Annotated in this window: 13 protein-coding genes; 6 read left to right on the top strand and 7 right to left on the bottom strand. The window is 45.2% G+C overall.

Going from position 1 to position 16,462, the window contains the following annotated elements; genetic code table 11:
- The first annotated feature begins 188 nt into the window (after positions 1 to 188).
- From pdeM to ACNURT_RS03175, 4 genes are all read left to right on the top strand, one after another.
- Complete coding sequence (gene pdeM, locus ACNURT_RS03190; protein WP_419700519.1) at positions 189 to 854, top strand: ligase-associated DNA damage response endonuclease PdeM; 666 nt, start codon at positions 189 to 191, stop codon at positions 852 to 854.
- 424 nt (positions 855 to 1,278) lie between these two features.
- Complete coding sequence (locus ACNURT_RS03185) at positions 1,279 to 2,064, top strand: succinate dehydrogenase cytochrome b subunit (RefSeq protein ID WP_419700518.1); 786 nt, start codon at positions 1,279 to 1,281, stop codon at positions 2,062 to 2,064.
- Between the two features lie 65 nt (positions 2,065 to 2,129).
- The gene (locus ACNURT_RS03180; RefSeq protein ID WP_419700517.1) at positions 2,130 to 4,064 is read left to right on the top strand and encodes a fumarate reductase/succinate dehydrogenase flavoprotein subunit; all 1,935 of its coding nucleotides are present in this window, start codon (positions 2,130 to 2,132) and stop codon (positions 4,062 to 4,064) included.
- Positions 4,065 to 4,196: 132 nt separating this feature from the next.
- Positions 4,197 to 4,988: a succinate dehydrogenase/fumarate reductase iron-sulfur subunit gene (locus ACNURT_RS03175; RefSeq protein WP_419700516.1), complete on the top strand. Its 792-nt coding sequence runs from the start codon at positions 4,197 to 4,199 to the stop codon at positions 4,986 to 4,988.
- A gap of 270 nt (positions 4,989 to 5,258) precedes the next feature.
- Here the strand turns inward: ACNURT_RS03175 and ACNURT_RS03170 are convergent, their stop codons facing one another.
- From ACNURT_RS03170 to thrA, 5 genes are all read right to left on the bottom strand, one after another.
- A complete protein-coding gene (locus ACNURT_RS03170) occupies positions 5,259 to 5,864 on the bottom strand; it encodes an HAD family hydrolase (protein WP_419700515.1) in 606 nt (201 codons plus the stop codon).
- Entirely contained in the window at positions 5,861 to 6,220 is a 360-nt protein-coding gene (locus ACNURT_RS03165; protein WP_419700514.1) for a hypothetical protein, read from the bottom strand. Before ACNURT_RS03165 ends, ACNURT_RS03170 begins: the two co-directional genes overlap by 4 nt.
- A 189-nt stretch (positions 6,221 to 6,409) precedes the next feature.
- Entirely contained in the window at positions 6,410 to 7,720 is a 1,311-nt protein-coding gene (thrC, locus tag ACNURT_RS03160; protein WP_419700513.1) for a threonine synthase, read from the bottom strand.
- A gap of 150 nt (positions 7,721 to 7,870) precedes the next feature.
- On the bottom strand, positions 7,871 to 8,869 hold the full coding sequence (locus ACNURT_RS03155) for a homoserine kinase (RefSeq protein WP_419700512.1): 999 nt from the start codon (positions 8,867 to 8,869) through the stop codon (positions 7,871 to 7,873).
- 78 nt (positions 8,870 to 8,947) lie between these two features.
- Complete coding sequence (thrA, locus tag ACNURT_RS03150; RefSeq protein WP_419700511.1) at positions 8,948 to 11,398, bottom strand: bifunctional aspartate kinase/homoserine dehydrogenase I; 2,451 nt, start codon at positions 11,396 to 11,398, stop codon at positions 8,948 to 8,950.
- A gap of 476 nt (positions 11,399 to 11,874) precedes the next feature.
- Here thrA and rsgA point away from each other — a divergent pair, with 476 nt between their 5' ends.
- Positions 11,875 to 12,795 carry a ribosome small subunit-dependent GTPase A gene (rsgA, locus tag ACNURT_RS03145; RefSeq protein WP_370995952.1) on the top strand — a complete coding sequence of 307 codons (921 nt, stop codon included), beginning with the start codon at positions 11,875 to 11,877 and terminating at the stop codon, positions 12,793 to 12,795.
- A gap of 143 nt (positions 12,796 to 12,938) precedes the next feature.
- Here rsgA and ACNURT_RS03140 read toward each other — a convergent pair whose 3' ends face one another.
- Complete coding sequence (locus tag ACNURT_RS03140; RefSeq protein ID WP_419700510.1) at positions 12,939 to 15,359, bottom strand: hypothetical protein; 2,421 nt, start codon at positions 15,357 to 15,359, stop codon at positions 12,939 to 12,941.
- On the bottom strand, positions 15,322 to 16,218 hold the full coding sequence (locus tag ACNURT_RS03135) for a hypothetical protein (protein ID WP_419700509.1): 897 nt from the start codon (positions 16,216 to 16,218) through the stop codon (positions 15,322 to 15,324). The genes ACNURT_RS03140 and ACNURT_RS03135 overlap by 38 nt, the downstream gene beginning before the upstream one ends.
- Between ACNURT_RS03135 and ACNURT_RS03130 the strand changes: the two genes are divergently transcribed.
- Positions 16,210 to 16,428 (top strand): hypothetical protein, encoded by a 219-nt coding sequence (locus tag ACNURT_RS03130; protein ID WP_419700508.1) that lies wholly within the window; start codon positions 16,210 to 16,212, stop codon positions 16,426 to 16,428. The two genes, ACNURT_RS03135 and ACNURT_RS03130, sit on opposite strands and share 9 nt — an antisense overlap.
- Positions 16,429 to 16,462: the final 34 nt, after the last annotated feature.

Raw genomic sequence — 16,462 nt, 5'->3', positions numbered from 1 at the left:
CCTCACAGGCGATTTGCTTTTATATTTGGGAACCATGAGTTGCCTGTGAGGACACAGGCAACGGGAGAAAATCGCAGAGCCGACACACCGGTCTATCTCGGCCAGCTGGCGGATGGAAGAAGTGACAAGCGCAGCGACATCGTGGGTCGATACACATCGTCGGAAATAAATTTTAACTTTGCTTTTGTATGATGATCAGTGCGGCAACTTCATTTAATTTACTTGGGCAAAACCTACTGTTACTCCCTCAAAAAGCGATTTATTGGGAGCAGCAAAAAGCCCTCATTATTGCCGATGTGCATTTGGGCAAGGTGGGGCATTTCCGCAAAGCGGGCATTGCTATTCCACGGGATATGGAGCAAAGCGACCTGGCTACGCTATCAGACCTGATCCATGAATATCAGCCTCAAAAATTACTGTTCCTGGGCGATCTTTTCCACAGCGATATGAATAACGACTGGGACTGGTTTATCCTGTGGCGAAGTCAGTTCCCCAGCCTGCAGATCATCCTGGTACGGGGCAACCATGATATTATACCCGACAAACACTACCAGCAATTAGATATTGAACTGCATGACGAATTGCTGATGCACCCATTTTTAATGCAGCACCATCCATGTGTTGATGAGCACCTGCAAAACGCGGAGGGCTACGTGTTTTGCGGACATATACATCCGGGCGTTAATCTGAGCGGCCGCGGCAGGCAATCCATCACATTGCCTTGTTTTGCCTTCGGCAGTAAACAGGCCGTATTGCCTTCATTTGGTAAATTTACCGGCAAGGTGGCTATCCGCAATCAAAAAACCGACAGGATCTTCGCGGTTTTGAAAGACAAGGTGCTGGCGATTGATTAGACAATAGAGTGGGATGTGAGAGTGGGAGCGAGATTTAGAAATTAACCAAACTTATACAAGGGTAAAACTTTCTTCACGCGTCACTGCGAGGCACGAAGCAAAAGTCTCCTCTAAACGGCGAAGCCCTCATGTAATAATTTCTCCCAAAGGGGGATCAAAAAAAACTTTCAAAGCCCTCTCCTTTGGAGAGGGTTGGGAGAGGCTTTTGCTTCGTACCTCGCAATGACGCATTTTCTTACATCCCCCGCCCGGTGAAGCTTATCTTACCTCTTGATTCTTAATTCCTGATTCTCCTCCTCCTGTGTAATTTGAATGTAATTTCTTAGATTGATTCTAAATAGACTTTTCACCGCCAATAAGCCGAAAGCATTTCTATCTTTTGGCATATAATAAATACTTTTGCCTAAAATAAATCTATTTCATAATGAGCGAATTCAAACAAACCTTTAACTCATCACTGGGAAAAAAGCTGATCATGGCTTTAACAGGCTTGTTTTTGTGTACTTTTTTAATTGTACACCTTGGGGGCAACCTGCTGTTGTTTAAGGACGATAATGGTTTTGGTTTTAATGTGTATGCAAACTTCCTGACACATTTTCCACCAATTGAGGTTATCGCGTGGCTCTTATACGCGTCGATAGCGGTACATGCAGTATACGCGCTTATCTTAACGGTAAAAAACCGTAAGGCGCGTCCGGTTGGTTACGCCATAGCAGCAAAATCAGACGCCAGCTGGTCATCAAAAAACATGGGGCTGCTGGGTTCAATCCTGCTTGTATTTATCGTGATACATATGGGCGATTTCTGGTTCAAATACAAATACACCCATGAAGTTGGCTTTAAGGAGTACCGCACCGACCTGGCTACAGACCAAACTACTGTATCGGACTATACACCTGTATCTGCCGATTTCAACCACTCTGTTTCTACCGAAAACAATGTAGAGATAGTAAGGGTAAAAGACCTGCATGCACGCGTGGCGCACACCTTTGGCAACATCTGGTATGTATTGATCTATGTAATTGCCATGGGTGCGTTATCCTTCCACCTGTTGCATGGTTTCCAGAGCGCTTTCCGCACCCTTGGATGGGTACATCGTAAGTATACCCCTATAGTATACGGCATTGGCGCATGGTTCTTCGCAGTTATTATACCCATAGGTTTTGCACTTATGCCGTTGTGGTATTACTATATAACCCACAGAGGGTAATTTAAGTTGATTAAGTTAAATGGTTGAGTTACATCAGCCACTCACTAATATAAATTATACGAGAAATGAGTTTAGATGCTAAAATTCCTCAAGGCCCATTAGCCGAAAAATGGAGCAAGCATAAATTTAACCTGAAGCTGGTTAACCCTGCCAACAAGCGCAAATACGATATTATTATTGTAGGTACCGGTTTAGCGGGCGCATCGGCCGCGGCTTCATTAGCCGAGCTGGGTTATAACGTAAAATCTTTTTGCTTTCAGGATAGCCCTCGCCGCGCGCACTCTATTGCGGCGCAGGGTGGTATCAACGCGGCAAAAAACTATCAGAACGACGGCGACAGCGTTTACCGTTTATTCTACGATACCATTAAAGGTGGCGATTACCGTGCCCGTGAAGGAAACGTTTACCGCCTGGCCGAGGTATCTGTAAATATTATTGACCAGTGCGTGGCACAGGGCGTTCCTTTTGCCCGCGAATACGGCGGCTTGCTGGATAACCGTTCATTCGGTGGTTCGCAGGTATCGCGTACGTTTTATGCCCGCGGCCAAACCGGGCAACAATTGCTATTAGGCGCATACTCGGCATTAAACCGCCAGATACATGCCGGCAAAGTAAAAATGTATACCCGTACCGAAATGCTGGATGTGGTTGTGGTTGATGGCCATGCCAAAGGTATTGTTACCCGTAACATGCTTACCGGCGAAATTGAAACACATGCAGGTCACGCGGTATTGTTATGTACAGGCGGTTACAGCAACGTGTTCTACCTGTCGACCAACGCTATCGGTTCAAACGTAACAGCTGCCTGGAGGGCCCACAAACGCGGCGCTTTCTTTGGCAACCCATGCTATACCCAAATTCACCCAACCTGTATCCCGGTAACCGGCGACCATCAATCAAAATTAACGCTGATGTCTGAGTCGCTGCGTAACGACGGACGTGTTTGGGCTCCAAAAACGGTTGAGCTTGCCGAGCAATTGCGCAAAGGCACGCTGAAAGCCGATCAGATTAAAGAAGACGACCGCGATTATTTCCTGGAACGTAAATATCCGGCCTTCGGTAACCTTGTCCCGCGCGACGTGGCTTCACGTAACGCCAAAGAAATGGTTGAAGACGGTCGCGGTGTTGGCGGTTCTGGTTTTGCCGTATTCCTTGACTTTGCCGACGCCATTAAGCGTCTTGGCGAAGAAACCGTTAAGGCTAAGTATGGTAACTTGTTTGATATGTACATACAGATCACCGACGAGAACCCATACAAACAACCCATGCGTATTTATCCTGCGGTACACTATACCATGGGCGGCCTGTGGGTTGATTATAACCTGATGACCACCATACCAGGTCTATATGCCTTGGGCGAGTGTAACTTCAGCGACCACGGCGCTAACCGCCTGGGTGCATCTGCACTGATGCAGGGATTATCTGATGGTTACTTTGTGATCCCTTATACGCTTGGCGATTACCTGGCTACCATCGGCCCTAAAAAGGTGGATACCAGTCACCCTGCTTTTGATCAAACCAAAAAAGAGGTGATTGAGCACGTAAATAAGTTATTAGCTTTAAAAGGCACCAAAACGGTTAACGAATATCATCGCGAGCTTGGCCACATTATGTGGGAATATTGCGGTATGGCACGTACCGAAGAAGGCTTGAAAAAAGCCAAAGGCCTGATCCAGGCGCTGAAGGCTGATTTCTGGAAAAATGCCATTGTAACCGGTGAGAATGAAGAAGTAAACGCTTCTTTAGAGCGCGCAGGCCGTATTGCCGACTTTATTGAACTGGGCGAACTGATGGTTGATGACGCTTTAATGCGCGAGGAATCATGCGGTGGCCACTTCAGGGTTGAGTCGCAAACACCAGATGGTGAAGCCAAACGTGATGATGAAAACTTTGCATTTGTTGCCGCCTGGGAATTTAAAGGCGAAAACCAACCAGAAGTACTGAACAAAGAGCCGCTGGTATTTGAATCGGTACATTTATCACAAAGGAATTACGCTTAAGAGGTATCAAGTAATTAGTATCAAGTATCAAGACAGCTGCATCTGTTAAGATACTTGGCAAAAGTCTTGACACTTGATACTAACTACTTGATACTATATACACTAGCTACTTGATACTAAATCTCAAAAAAGATGAGTAACGGAAATATGAACCTGACGCTTAAAGTATGGCGTCAAAAAAATGCGCAAACCGCGGGCAAATTCGTAACCTACAAGGCCGAAAACATTTCGCCTGATATGTCATTCCTGGAAATGCTTGACGTGGTGAACGAAAGTTTGACCCATAAAGGCGATGAGCCCATTAACTTTGATCATGATTGCCGCGAAGGTATTTGCGGTATGTGTTCGCTATATATCAATGGCCACCCGCATGGCCCCAAAAGAGGCATTACAACCTGCCAGCTGCACATGCGTACTTTTCATGATGGCGAAACCATTACGATCGAGCCATGGCGCGCTTCGGCATTCCCTATCGTAAAAGATTTAGCTGTTGACCGTTCGGCGTTCGACCGTATCCAGCAAGCCGGTGGTTATGTATCTGTAAATACCGGCGGCGTACCTGATGGTAATGCGATAGCGATACCAAAGGTTATTGCTGATGAGGCATTTAACTCGGCTACCTGTATTGGTTGCGGCGCCTGTGTTGCGGCCTGTAAAAATGCTTCGGCTATGCTTTTTGTATCGGCCAAGATTACGCAACTGGGCCTGTTACCTCAAGGTCAGCCAGAGCGTTACCGTCGTGTACAATCTATGGTAGCCCAGATGGACGAAGAAGGTTTTGGTAGCTGTACCAATACCGGTGCCTGCGAAGCGGAATGTCCTAAAGAAATTAAGCTGACTAACATCGCACGTATGAATAACGATTATTTCAGCGCCAAACTGTTCCGCCAGGAAGAAATTCATGAGGAACAGCACGGTGGTTAATCCGCGATAGTGGACAGTATATGTAAAAAGGCTTTGGAGATTTCCAAAGCCTTTTTTGTTTTTTTTATGGTGCCATGCTGAGCCCGTCGAAGCATGGTGGGTAGGCTCTGCGCGCGAGTCTTCGACAAGCTCAGACTGACATGTCCGCTATCCGAAGTCTTTGACTTCGGATCATTATGCTTGTAGTTTACAACTACCAGGTAGTCTGAAGACTACGGGCATAATCGTTCTAAGTCAGAGGCTTCGAACAGCGCAATTCTTTTATATCCATTACAACAACTCCAACGCTTCCAATTCCTTTTCCAACTGCCCGGCCGAAGTAAAATGTATACTTTTAATGCCTGCTTTTTCGGCGGCTACTATATTGCGGTAATTATCATCGATGAACAAGGCGTTTTGCGGATCAACATGGTAACGATCAAGCAGGATCTGGTAAAACTCCGGTGCGGGCTTTCGCATCTTCTCGACACCTGATACCACAATACCATCAAACCAGCTTAAAAAATCATACCGGGCCAAGGCCACCGGGAAAGTTTCAGCCGACCAGTTGGTGAGCGCATATATTTTGTATTTACCACTTGTTTTTAGCCTTCTGAATAGCTCAACCGTATCGTAAAAGGGCTCACCCAGCATTTCTTCCCAGCGGTCATAAAACGCCCGGATATAGGCTTCGTGCTGCGGGTATTGGGCCACCAGTATATCCGTTCCTTCCTGCAAGGATCGACCGGCATCCTGTTCCTCGTTCCAGTCGGATGTACAAATCGTTGCCAGGAAATCTTTCATTTCCTGCTCGTTGGTAAACAAGGTACGGTACACGTAGTGCGGGTTCCAGTCGATCAAGACCGCACCCAGATCAAATATGATGGTATCGATCATTTCTTTTTATCGGAATGTTCGTAAACTTTAACATCGGTCACTACGGAATCTTTCAGGGAAAGGATCAGCTTTTTAACATAAGTAGTTTTACCTTTCTTGGTTATCTCATCAATATCATATACCATTTCGGTGGTATTGCTCACCTGCGGACGGTGCAACAGATGGATCACTTCCTGGTACTTTAAGCCCTTGAGTTTATAGTTTTTTAGCAGGTCATTCAGCATTTTATCCCTGTTTGGAAATTCCAACCCATCGCCATAGTCCCAATTTTCACGATCAAATTTTATATTACGTTTACACGCCGCGAAAGACAGGGCGATTAAACAGAATAGTAAGATTGTTTTTTTATTAAACATTGCATTAAAAATCATTGATCAAATATAGTAAGATTCGATTAACGAGCTTTGTAAATGATAGAATAGAGCGTTTTACTAACGATCGTCATTGCGAGCGCAGCGTGGCAATCCCCGACTTACAGAGGCGCTCCACATATTGGGGATTGCCACGTCGTTCCTCCTCAATGACGCCTTTTTTTTAGAAGATCCTTACTCAGCACCCAGCAAATACGCCTTAAAATCCGCAAAATCCTTACTCAGCGGTACAGCCAGTTTTGTTTTATGCTGCAGCTCTTTTACCTGTTCCGGTATCTCGATCTTAGCGCTTATGGCTTCGCTGAAAACATCTGGGAACTTGCAGGGGTGAGCGGTCGACAAAAATACGCCGGCGGTATCCACGCTACTATGATCATGCTGATAATCTGTTAGCGCCTGCCAGGCTATAGCTGTATGCGGGCAAACCACATAGCCATAAGTATCAAATACCCAGTTAATGGCTTTTAGGGTTTCTTCGTCGTTATATTTAAAGCCAACAACCAGCTTTTTTAACTCGTCCATGTCATCTTTAAACAGATCGGCAATGCGTACCCAATTACTTGGGTTACCTACATCCATAGCATTTGATAAGGTAGCCACCGATGGTTTTGGCTGATAAACACCCGTTTTTAAAAACTCCGGAACGGTATCATTAGCATTGGTTGCAGCAATAAATTTTTCGACAGGCAAGCCCATTTTCCAGGCCAGTAAACCTGCTCCGATATTACCAAAGTTTCCGCTCGGTACCGAGAAGATCACTTTTTTAACACCTTGTCTTAACAACTGCGCGTAAGCATTAAAATAGTAAAAAGTTTGCGGTACCAGCCGGGCTATATTGATGGAATTGGCCGATGTTAAACGGAATTTCGCATTCAGCTCGGCATCAGTAAAAGCTTGTTTCACCAGGGCCTGGCAATCATCAAAGGTACCATCCACTTCCAGCGCACGGATGTTTTGGCCGTTGGTAGTTAATTGCTGCTCTTGCACACCGCTTACTTTGCCTTGCGGATATAATATGGTTACCCGCGTATTGGGTACACCCAAAAAACCCAAAGCTACCGCGCCGCCGGTATCGCCGCTGGTAGCTACCAGCACATCCAGTTGCTTTTCGCCTTCTTCTAAAAAATAGCTCATCACCCGGCTCATGAAACGGGCGCCAAAATCTTTAAAAGCCAATGACGGGCCATGGAAAAGCTCCAGCACATGCACGTTATCATCCAGTTTTACAACGGGAGCAGGGAAGTTGATGGCATCATCTATCAGTGCTTTCAGATCAGCTTCCGGAATAGAATTGCCCAGGAGATTTTGCGCTACTTTAAATGCAATCTCGGGCAGGCTGTATTTATCCAGGTTATTAACAAAATCAGCATCCAAACGAGGGATACTATAAGGCATATATAAACCTTTATCCTGCGGCATGCTGTTAAAAACCGCGTCTTTAAAAGATACTTCTGATAAGGTGTTGTTGGTACTGTAGAGTTTCATTTTTGATTTATTTCTTCTCCGCGCGTCATTGCGAGGAACGAAGCAATCTCTTTAGGACATGCTTATTCGCTCTGTATATTGGGGATTGCTTCGTTCCTCGCAATGACGTGTGGGGTATTGTGCTTTTGAATTTTAACTTTTGATTTTAACTTAAAATCGCGCTATTACCTTCGGTCCGGCATCATTGATGGTGGATACATAGGTGTTTGAGCCAATTTTCAATCCCGTTAAATGTTGCTGCAATTTTTGGGTAATGAGCGTGGCTGTTTCCTCGTCCCTGGTAAATGCAAAAACCGACGGACCAGAGCCTGAAATGCCAAAGCTTACCGCGCCCATGCCCATAGCTATTTCGCGCATCTTATAAAAATCGGGGATCAGCATGGAGCGTACGGGCTCAACCAGTACATCTTTCATGCTGCGGCCTATCAGGTCAATATCCTGCATAAATAAACCGCTTACCAGGCCGGCAATATTGCCCCACTGGGTCACAGCATCCTTCATGTGGATGTTTTTACGGATGATCTGGCGGGCTTCACGGGTAGGTACATCTACATCCGGAAATACGATGGCGCAGTAAAGATTCTTGGGATGCGGCAATCTTACCACGTCCAGCGGTTCATAACTGCGGATCAATACAAAGCCGCCAAACAGGGCAGGGGCAACGTTATCCGCATGGCCCTGACCACAAGCCATTTCCTCGCCTTTCATCGCAAAAGGTAGCAGGTTTATCGGATCAGATTCATCACCCAGCAGGGTTTTAATGGCAAATAAGCCCGCAACTGTACTGGCCGAGCTTGAACCCAGCCCGCTGCCTATCGGCATTTTTTTGTGCAGTTCTATATCCAGCCCAACATCGGTGCGACCGATGCTCTGCAAATAATGCAGCACGCTTACGCTCACTGTATTCTTAGCGGGATCAAGCGGCAGGCGACCGTCATCGCCCGTAATTTTGCTGATGGTGATGCCCGGTTTGCCGGTCATACGCATGATCACTTCATCGCCGGGCTCATTAACGGCAAAACCCAGCACGTCAAAACCGCAAACCACGTTGGCAACGGTGGCCGGGGCAAAAACGTGAATGCCCTCCCCACCCCCTGAAGGGGGTGCTACTTGCGTGGGGGTTTTTAACTCTTCTATTTTATTTTCCATTTTCAATATCAAACTATTTAGCTTTTTAAAGCCAGACTTATCAAACTATAGTTCCCCCTTCAGGGGGTTAGGGGGTTCCTAATCAGCACCCATGTTAATTAAATCAGCAAATACGCCGGCGGCGGTAACTTCTGCTCCCGCGCCGGGGCCTTTTACTACCAGTGGGCGTTCCTTGTACCTATCTGTGGTAAACGATATAATGTTATCACTGCCCGACAGCATGTAGAACGGGTGGTTTTCATCAACCATTTGCAGGGTAATCGTTACTTTACCATCTTCCAGTTTACCTATATAGCGCAGAACCTTACCATCTTTTTCGGCCTGATCTTTTAGTTTGGCAAAATGAGCATCCTCAGTTTTTAGCGTGGCGTAAAAATCATCTACCGATTTTGCTTCCAGGCTGGCTTTAGGCAATACGCTTTCTATCTCAACATCGGCTTCTTCCATAGCGTAACCGGCATCGCGCGCCAGGATCAGCATTTTGCGCATAAAATCCTTGCCGCTCAGGTCATCGCGCGGATCTGGTTCGGTATAGCCTTTTTCCTGTGCTTCCTTCACCACATCGTGGAAATTAGCATCGCCCTTAAAGTTATTAAAGATGAACGATATGGTGCCCGACAAAATAGCCTCGATACGTTGTACCCGGTCGCCGCTGTTCATCAGGTTTTTCAGAGTATTGATGATCGGCAGACCGGCACCTACGTTGGTCTCATAGAAAAAGTCGACCCCATGGGTACGGGCGGTATCTTTAAAGGTGCGGTATTGCTGATAGCTGCCCGAGTTGCCTATTTTATTACAGGTGATCACCGAAATATTGGCCTTAAAAACCTGCTCATAAAAGCCTATCGGCACGGGACTGGCCGTGTTGTCAATAAACACGCAGTTGGGCAGGTTCATCTCTTTCATCTTGCTGATGAAGCTCTGCAGATCGGCCTCATAAGGCGAAGCCTGCAGATCATCCTGCCAGCTATCCAGCGATATGCCATCGCTGTTGAAAGTCATTTTACGGGTATTGCTGATGCCCGCTATTTTTACCTGTATACCGTTGTTATCTTTTAGATACTGACTATGGGCATTCAGTTGGTTAAACAGTGTTTTGCCGATATTGCCGGTCCCCAGGCAAAAGGCATGCAGCGTTTTAGTAAGCTGCACAAAAAAGGCATCATGCACCGCATTCAAGGCCTTGGATAGGTCATTAGCCGAGATGATCACCGAGATATTATACTCCGACGAACCCTGCGCAATAGCCCTTACGTTAACCCCGTTACGGCCCAGCGCATGGAATAATTTTCCCGACATGCCCGGCGTTTGTTTCATGTTTTCGCCTACGATGGCCAATATGGCCAGGTTCTTTTCAATCACCAAATGCTCCAGCTTTTTGGCCGCCAGTTCCAGTTCAAACTCTTGTTCTATCACTTGTTTGGCGCGTTCGGTATCCTGAGGCTGTACCGCGAAGGTGATGCTATGTTCTGATGACGACTGGGTGATCAGTATCACGTTAATCTGCTCACGAGCCAGCAACGAAAACAACCGGCCGCTAAAGCCCGATTTACCCACCATGCCGCTGCCTTCCAGGTTGAGGATGCTGATATTATTGATAGAGGAAATACCTTTAATGGGCAGGCTCGACGCCTTACAATCGTGACGGATCACCGTACCTTCAAATTCAGGTTCAAAAGTGTTTTTGATCACGATAGGGATCTTTTTAAGGAAAGCCGGGATCATGGTTGGCGGATAGATCACCTTGGCGCCGAAGTAGGAAAGCTCCATAGCTTCGGTATAGGTAAGCTCCGTTAAGGAGAATGCCTTTTTCACCATCCGCGGATCGGCGGTCATCATGCCGTTAACATCCGTCCAGATCTGTATTTCCTTAGCATTAAGCGCCGAGCCAAATATAGCTGCGGTATAATCACTGCCGCCCCGGCCCAGAGTAGTGGTTTGCCCTGCATCGTTGCCTGCTATAAAGCCGGTCACAATGAGCATTTTATCTTTATTAGCCTCGTACAGGTTACGGATCAGCATTTCGGATAGTTCGGTATTCACCTTGGCGTTTCCAAATGCGCTATCGGTTTTAATCGCTTCGGCAGCATCAACAAAAAGCACGTCTTTAAAATGTTGAGCTGCTATTTTGCTCACCATAATGGTGGAGCAGCGTTCACCATAGCTCAGTATCTGGTCGCGGGTTTTGGGGGTCAGCTCGCGGAGGGTCAGTACCCCTTGCAGCAACTCTTCCAGCTGGTTAAAGTGAATTTTTAAACGGGTAAACGCCGGATTTTGGTTTTGCACATCCAGCAGGCTTTTCACCACATCAAAATGGCGTTTTTCCAGTTCGGCCAGGGCAGCGGTAAATTCGTTGCCATTGGCTGCGTCTTCGGCCATAGAAGCCAGCAGGTTGGTTACCCCGCCCATGGCAGATAATACGACTACCGGTTTTTCCGGATTTTTAAACTCATCGCCCAGGATGTTTAAAAGAGTTTGGATGCTTTTGATCGATCCTACGGATGTACCGCCAAATTTTAGAACTTTCATTTATGGTTTAGTATCAATAATAATTTTATATCCCCTATTTGCCTCACCTAATCCTCTCCAAAGGAGAGGACTTCCATATTTATTTCCAGAACCCTCTCCTTCGGAGAGGGCAGGGTGAGGCTGTTAAACAAAAAAGCCTTCCTCTTTGCGGAGGAAGGCTTTCATTTGGTTTCTTTTTTTATGTTTTACACCATACGATTATCTTCCTCCGAGTTTTATGCCGGTGGTAATAATAATGGTAATAATGGTGCTGTTAAGTGTCATATATAATGTCCGTAAAGTAAGTAGATTAATCTTTAATTAGCAAGGATTATTTTATTTTTTATGAAAAAGCGAATAAAAAGGCTGATTTGTATCATATAATTGCTTGAATGCTAAAAAAGTGGATACTAATTGCTGGCTTTTACCATAATTTTTGAGCATTATACCCTAAAATAAAGCAATGGCCAATTAATTATTACTTTTGGGGTTATAATATGCAGGGATTAATCACCAAATCAACCGGAAGCTGGTACCAGGTACAAACCCCCGATGGGCAACGTATAGACTGCCGCATTAAGGGTAAGTTCAGGATGAACGGTATTACCACCACCAACCCGGTGGCTGTTGGAGATGTGGTTGATTTTGAAATGGAGCCCAATAGCGAAAACGGGGTGATCACCAACCTGCAACAGCGCAAAAATTATATTATTCGCAAAGCCATCAACCTGAGTAAGCAGGCGCAGATCATTGCCGCCAATCTTGACCAGGCCCTGCTGGTGGTTACCCTGGCATCGCCCCGTACCTCACTGGGCTTTATTGATCGTTTCCTGGTGACTGCCGAAGCCTATGACATACCAGCCAGATTGATATTTAATAAGCTCGACCTGTTTAGCGACGAGGGTCTGGAAATACTGGCCGATTATAAAGCTATATACGAAAATATCGGCTACCCCTGCTTTGAGGTATCTGCATTGGATGGTACCAACATCGACCAGGTACAGGAGCTATTGAAAGATAAGGTGACCCTGTTCTCCGGCCATTCGGGTGTGGGCAAATCAAGCCTCATTAACAGCCTGTTGCCCAGTCTTGGCCTGCGCACACACATGGTATCTGAATGGAGCGACAAGGGCATGCACACTACTACCTTTGCCGAAATGTTTGAGCTGCCGCAAGGTGGTTTTATCATCGATACCCCCGGCATTCGTGAGTTAGGCGTTATCGATATCGAAAAACAGGAACTAAGCCACTTTTTCCCCGAAATGCGTGAGCGAATGAACCAGTGCCGTTTCAACAATTGCCGACACATTAACGAACCCGGCTGCGCCGTACTGGAAGCCCTGGAAAACGGCGAGATCGAACTATCCCGCTACGAAAGCTACCTGAGCATTTATCATGGTAATGATACAAGAGCGTAGGTTGGGGAAACAAGAGATAAGAGTCAAGAATTAAGACAAAAGAGAAGTCGTCGTCGTCCCCAGGACAACCACCTTCGTTAATACAAACTTGGCATGTGGATATGCCGCAAAAAGTTCGACATGCCCCAATCTTTGATCTTAAACTACTTCTTACTTGCTTTCAAAAAATCACTCAAATAACTGCAATCATTTACCGCCAACCTATAATAAGCTGTTTTGCCATAGTTTTTTTGTAGTTCGGCAAAGTAAGGGTTATTGCGCACAGCCTGATCATAACTCTTTTCAGCATTTTGGAGCTTGGTATAGTTGTAATCCGGAAAATCTGAGTAGGATGGCATCTTGATCTGTTTTTGACGGCATTTGGCCGCCATAAAGGTGCATTTGGCTTTAAATTCGGCATTGGTGCTTAACTGCCTGGCTTGTAAAAACAGCTTTTCGGCATTGCTGGTTTTTACATAGTCGGTGTCATAATAATACAACGATTTGCGGCCATAATCTGTCGACGACCAGTCATAGCTGATCAGATACCAGGCGTTACCATAGGTTGAGGTATTGTATATGGCAGTAGCCATATTAAAGTAACTGACCGCGGCATTTTTAGGATTAGCCTTAATTTGCTTTTGGTAAGCCACCATGGCTTGCGCAAACTGTCGCTTATTATATCCTTTGCCATTTTTATTCAGCAGCAGTTTTGGATAATCAGGCATTTGGCTGATGAATGGATCGGCACCGGTTGCTTTTTCGTCGTAAAAATTGGTCGGGAATTTATTCAGTTCTTTTTCATTAACCCGGTTCAGCGCTGTAGCCGCTTCGGGATATTTATGCTCGCGCAGATATGCCGTACCCAGTAACTCATACAGGTCATCATTACGGTAACGACCCAATTTTTGTGTTAAAAAATGCAGGTAAGGATTTGCGGGAGGCGTTTTTTTCCAGGCAATTATTTTATTTAATGCCGATGAATGCAGATAGTTTTGCCAATAGTTGATTGTCTGACTGCTGGCCACAGTAACTTTACTTCCGCTTGCATCACCCTGTAACATAGCAATGGCTGCTTTACTGGTATCGCCCTGTTTTAAATAAACGGGCGCCATAATGTCCTGGTAAAAATTGCGGGCCGTTATTGCAAATGGCGACAGACCATAATAGCCTAAATTATACGAGGTATTGCTTGTGATTTCATGTGCCACCTTCTCATCGAGCCATTTTAATGATGGCAGCAGAGTGGCCTCATTTACCTCGTTGTATTGTTGTATTCCTTGTGCGGTTAACAATAACTGTATAATCTGTTTTTGATCGTTAAACTTTGAACTTAGCTTTTCGCCGTTTAATGCTGCCAGATATTCAAGTCCGGCTTTGGTATCTTTTTGCATCCATGCTAAATAAGCCTGTGCAAGATTGCCTAAGTTATATTCCGGATATTTTTTCTCGGCCGATAATTTTTGGCAAAAGCTTTTCAATTGCTTAATGTGCGCTATAGCTTTGTTCCTGCTGCTGTCTGGCAGGTTGCCATAATAGCTTGGCACTGCTGGGCCCGGAATTAACGTTGCGCTTAAATACTGTTCCTCCAGCTTATTAATCTCACGGATAAGCAGCACACCTACCATATCCGAAGATGGCTCATACTCATAAACCTCTTTTAGTGGGTTTATATTAAGTGCAGGGTCATTGAAACCATCAATAGCATGAATAACGGCCTTCTCATTTTTATTGGCAGCCAATGCCAAAACATTTTCTGTTTTAGCATTGATATAATTGAAATTACGATAAGCCTGAACCCGCCTTTCGGGATATGCGGCAAATATTTTTGAAAATAGGTAGGCCGATTTTACCGTATCGCCCAGCCAGCGTGACTCACCCGCCTTTAAAGCCAATGCCCACCCTTTTACATGGCTGTCGGTTTTGTAATTAACCAGGTATTTATCGTACACGTCAGCGGCTTCCTTATAATATTTACCATAATGCAGCAGGCGCTGTGCCTGGTATAAATATCTCAGCTTAATAAATTTATCCTTTTCGGTATTAGCATTTGATAAAGCCTCTTCGCCGGCCTTTTTCAAAGCGTCCGTATCCATTTCTTTTGGATTCCAGTATTCAGATTTGACGTTTGCGATAGGTTCAACGCCCTTAGCGAACTGATAATAACTTAATGCGCTTTTATTTGAAGCAAGGGATTGCAGGAAGCTATTATTTTTTAAACTATCGGGCAACGCACCTTTTCCATCTAAATAGCCATTATATAGCACAGTATCAGCATGGCCTTTTAAATGATACATCGCTTTTTCAACATCTTCGGCCTTTACAGAGTGGCCTAAATATGCTGCCCACTCCCTTGAGTTGAGGGTAGCCTCGCTTACCTGTTCTTCATCGTCATATAAAAAGCTGTAGGAGGTAAAATAAAAGGGCCTATATTCCTGCGTACGTTGTATGTCATTATGAAAAAAAGAAACATAATAATCATAAGGATCACCCTCGCCGCCGCAGGCAACATTGATGGCAATTTCGGCAAAAAAGAAAACGATTAAACTAACGGAACAAATGAGCAGTTTTTTCGAGGTTGTCATAGGTGTAGGTTTTTATAGTAGCTTCGTCAAGGTGAAAATAAATAACGTTTACCGTATCCGCTTTTATCAGCGGTGATAAATAACCGGCCGCAGCCTGTAAATTACCGGCTGATACATTTTCCCAGCGCAGCTCGTCGTTGGTTTTTAAACCGTAATCGGGCAAATTGGTTTTAGCCCGGTAAATGTTATTTTTTATAAAGATAAACTGATTTTTATTATTCAGATCCTCTGTCGAGATCCTTTTGGCAATACCGATATATTCCTTATCCCGGAAAGCTACCGCCCAGCTAAACAGCGGTAAGCCTATGTCAACCGGCATGGGGTAGGCGGTCACATTGTCGCCCAGGTATTTTTTCAGTTCGCTTATTTCCAGGATGGAATTTTGCTCTCCGTATTTGCGCAGATTGCCCATGTTATAACACATCAGCATTACACGGTTTACGGGCGGAATACCGCTCCCCTTTTGATTTTTTAACTGGTGCAGCCTCAGCGTTGCCGAAATGATTTTTCCCTTTAGCTCTTTAACTTTACGCAATTGTTCCAACAGGTAAAAATAGTTTTCGCGGGTTGATGCTGTCCAGTCGCAATCTATCTGTAATTCGGTAAAAGAAGTTTTACCAGCCTGCTGCACTTTGCCATTTACAAAGCGAACGATGTTAGCGGCCAATGCATCAAGCTGTGGGTGGGTTGTGGTTTTTAGAATATTGTTAACAATGAATATTACAGGTATCATTTCAACCGTATCTGGAAGCTTGGTCTGAAAAGCGATAGGCGATACGGGAACAGGGATGATACCACTCTCGTCCATATCCACATCCATGATGCGCATATACAGCTTGTGAGCGTGCAGATGATTCAAATAACTTGGTTCGGTTTGGTTACTTTTATAAACCGTTTTCCAGAAATAAAAAGAGGTATTAACAACCCGGTCATGCCGGTGGCAGGAGGAGAGGCAAGAGCCTATGATGGAGCAAAGAATAAAGATAAAAAGAACAAGGACAGGAGAGCGGGGAGTAACGATTTCTGGAACAAGGAGCAAAGACTTTTGGATAATCTTTTTCATCGTTAGCGTCTTATTTGCCTTGTTCTTTATTCCAAAAATC

Origin of the sequence: Mucilaginibacter sp. NFX135, assembly GCF_048565145.1 — a bacterium.
GTDB lineage: Bacteria > Bacteroidota > Bacteroidia > Sphingobacteriales > Sphingobacteriaceae > Mucilaginibacter.
The sequence above is the reverse complement of the archived record's forward strand: the minus strand, read 5'-3'. Positions and strand labels throughout refer to the sequence as shown.

What these genes read in the sequence shown, in the direction of transcription:
- ACNURT_RS03175 (WP_419700516.1), top strand. Translation starts at nt 4,197, where the DNA reads ATGAGTAACGGAAATATGAACCTGACGCTTAAAGTATGGCGTCAAAAA.
- pdeM (WP_419700519.1), top strand. Translation starts at nt 189, where the DNA reads ATGATGATCAGTGCGGCAACTTCATTTAATTTACTTGGGCAAAACCTA.
- ACNURT_RS03140 (WP_419700510.1), bottom strand. Translation starts at nt 15,359, where the DNA reads ATGACAACCTCGAAAAAACTGCTCATTTGTTCCGTTAGTTTAATCGTT.
- thrA (WP_419700511.1), bottom strand. Translation starts at nt 11,398, where the DNA reads ATGAAAGTTCTAAAATTTGGCGGTACATCCGTAGGATCGATCAAAAGC.
- ACNURT_RS03180 (WP_419700517.1), top strand. Translation starts at nt 2,130, where the DNA reads ATGAGTTTAGATGCTAAAATTCCTCAAGGCCCATTAGCCGAAAAATGG.
- ACNURT_RS03165 (WP_419700514.1), bottom strand. Translation starts at nt 6,220, where the DNA reads ATGTTTAATAAAAAAACAATCTTACTATTCTGTTTAATCGCCCTGTCT.
- thrC (WP_419700513.1), bottom strand. Translation starts at nt 7,720, where the DNA reads ATGAAACTCTACAGTACCAACAACACCTTATCAGAAGTATCTTTTAAA.
- ACNURT_RS03185 (WP_419700518.1), top strand. Translation starts at nt 1,279, where the DNA reads ATGAGCGAATTCAAACAAACCTTTAACTCATCACTGGGAAAAAAGCTG.
- ACNURT_RS03155 (WP_419700512.1), bottom strand. Translation starts at nt 8,869, where the DNA reads ATGGAAAATAAAATAGAAGAGTTAAAAACCCCCACGCAAGTAGCACCC.
- ACNURT_RS03130 (WP_419700508.1), top strand. Translation starts at nt 16,210, where the DNA reads ATGATTCAAATAACTTGGTTCGGTTTGGTTACTTTTATAAACCGTTTT.
- rsgA (WP_370995952.1), top strand. Translation starts at nt 11,875, where the DNA reads ATGCAGGGATTAATCACCAAATCAACCGGAAGCTGGTACCAGGTACAA.
- ACNURT_RS03170 (WP_419700515.1), bottom strand. Translation starts at nt 5,864, where the DNA reads ATGATCGATACCATCATATTTGATCTGGGTGCGGTCTTGATCGACTGG.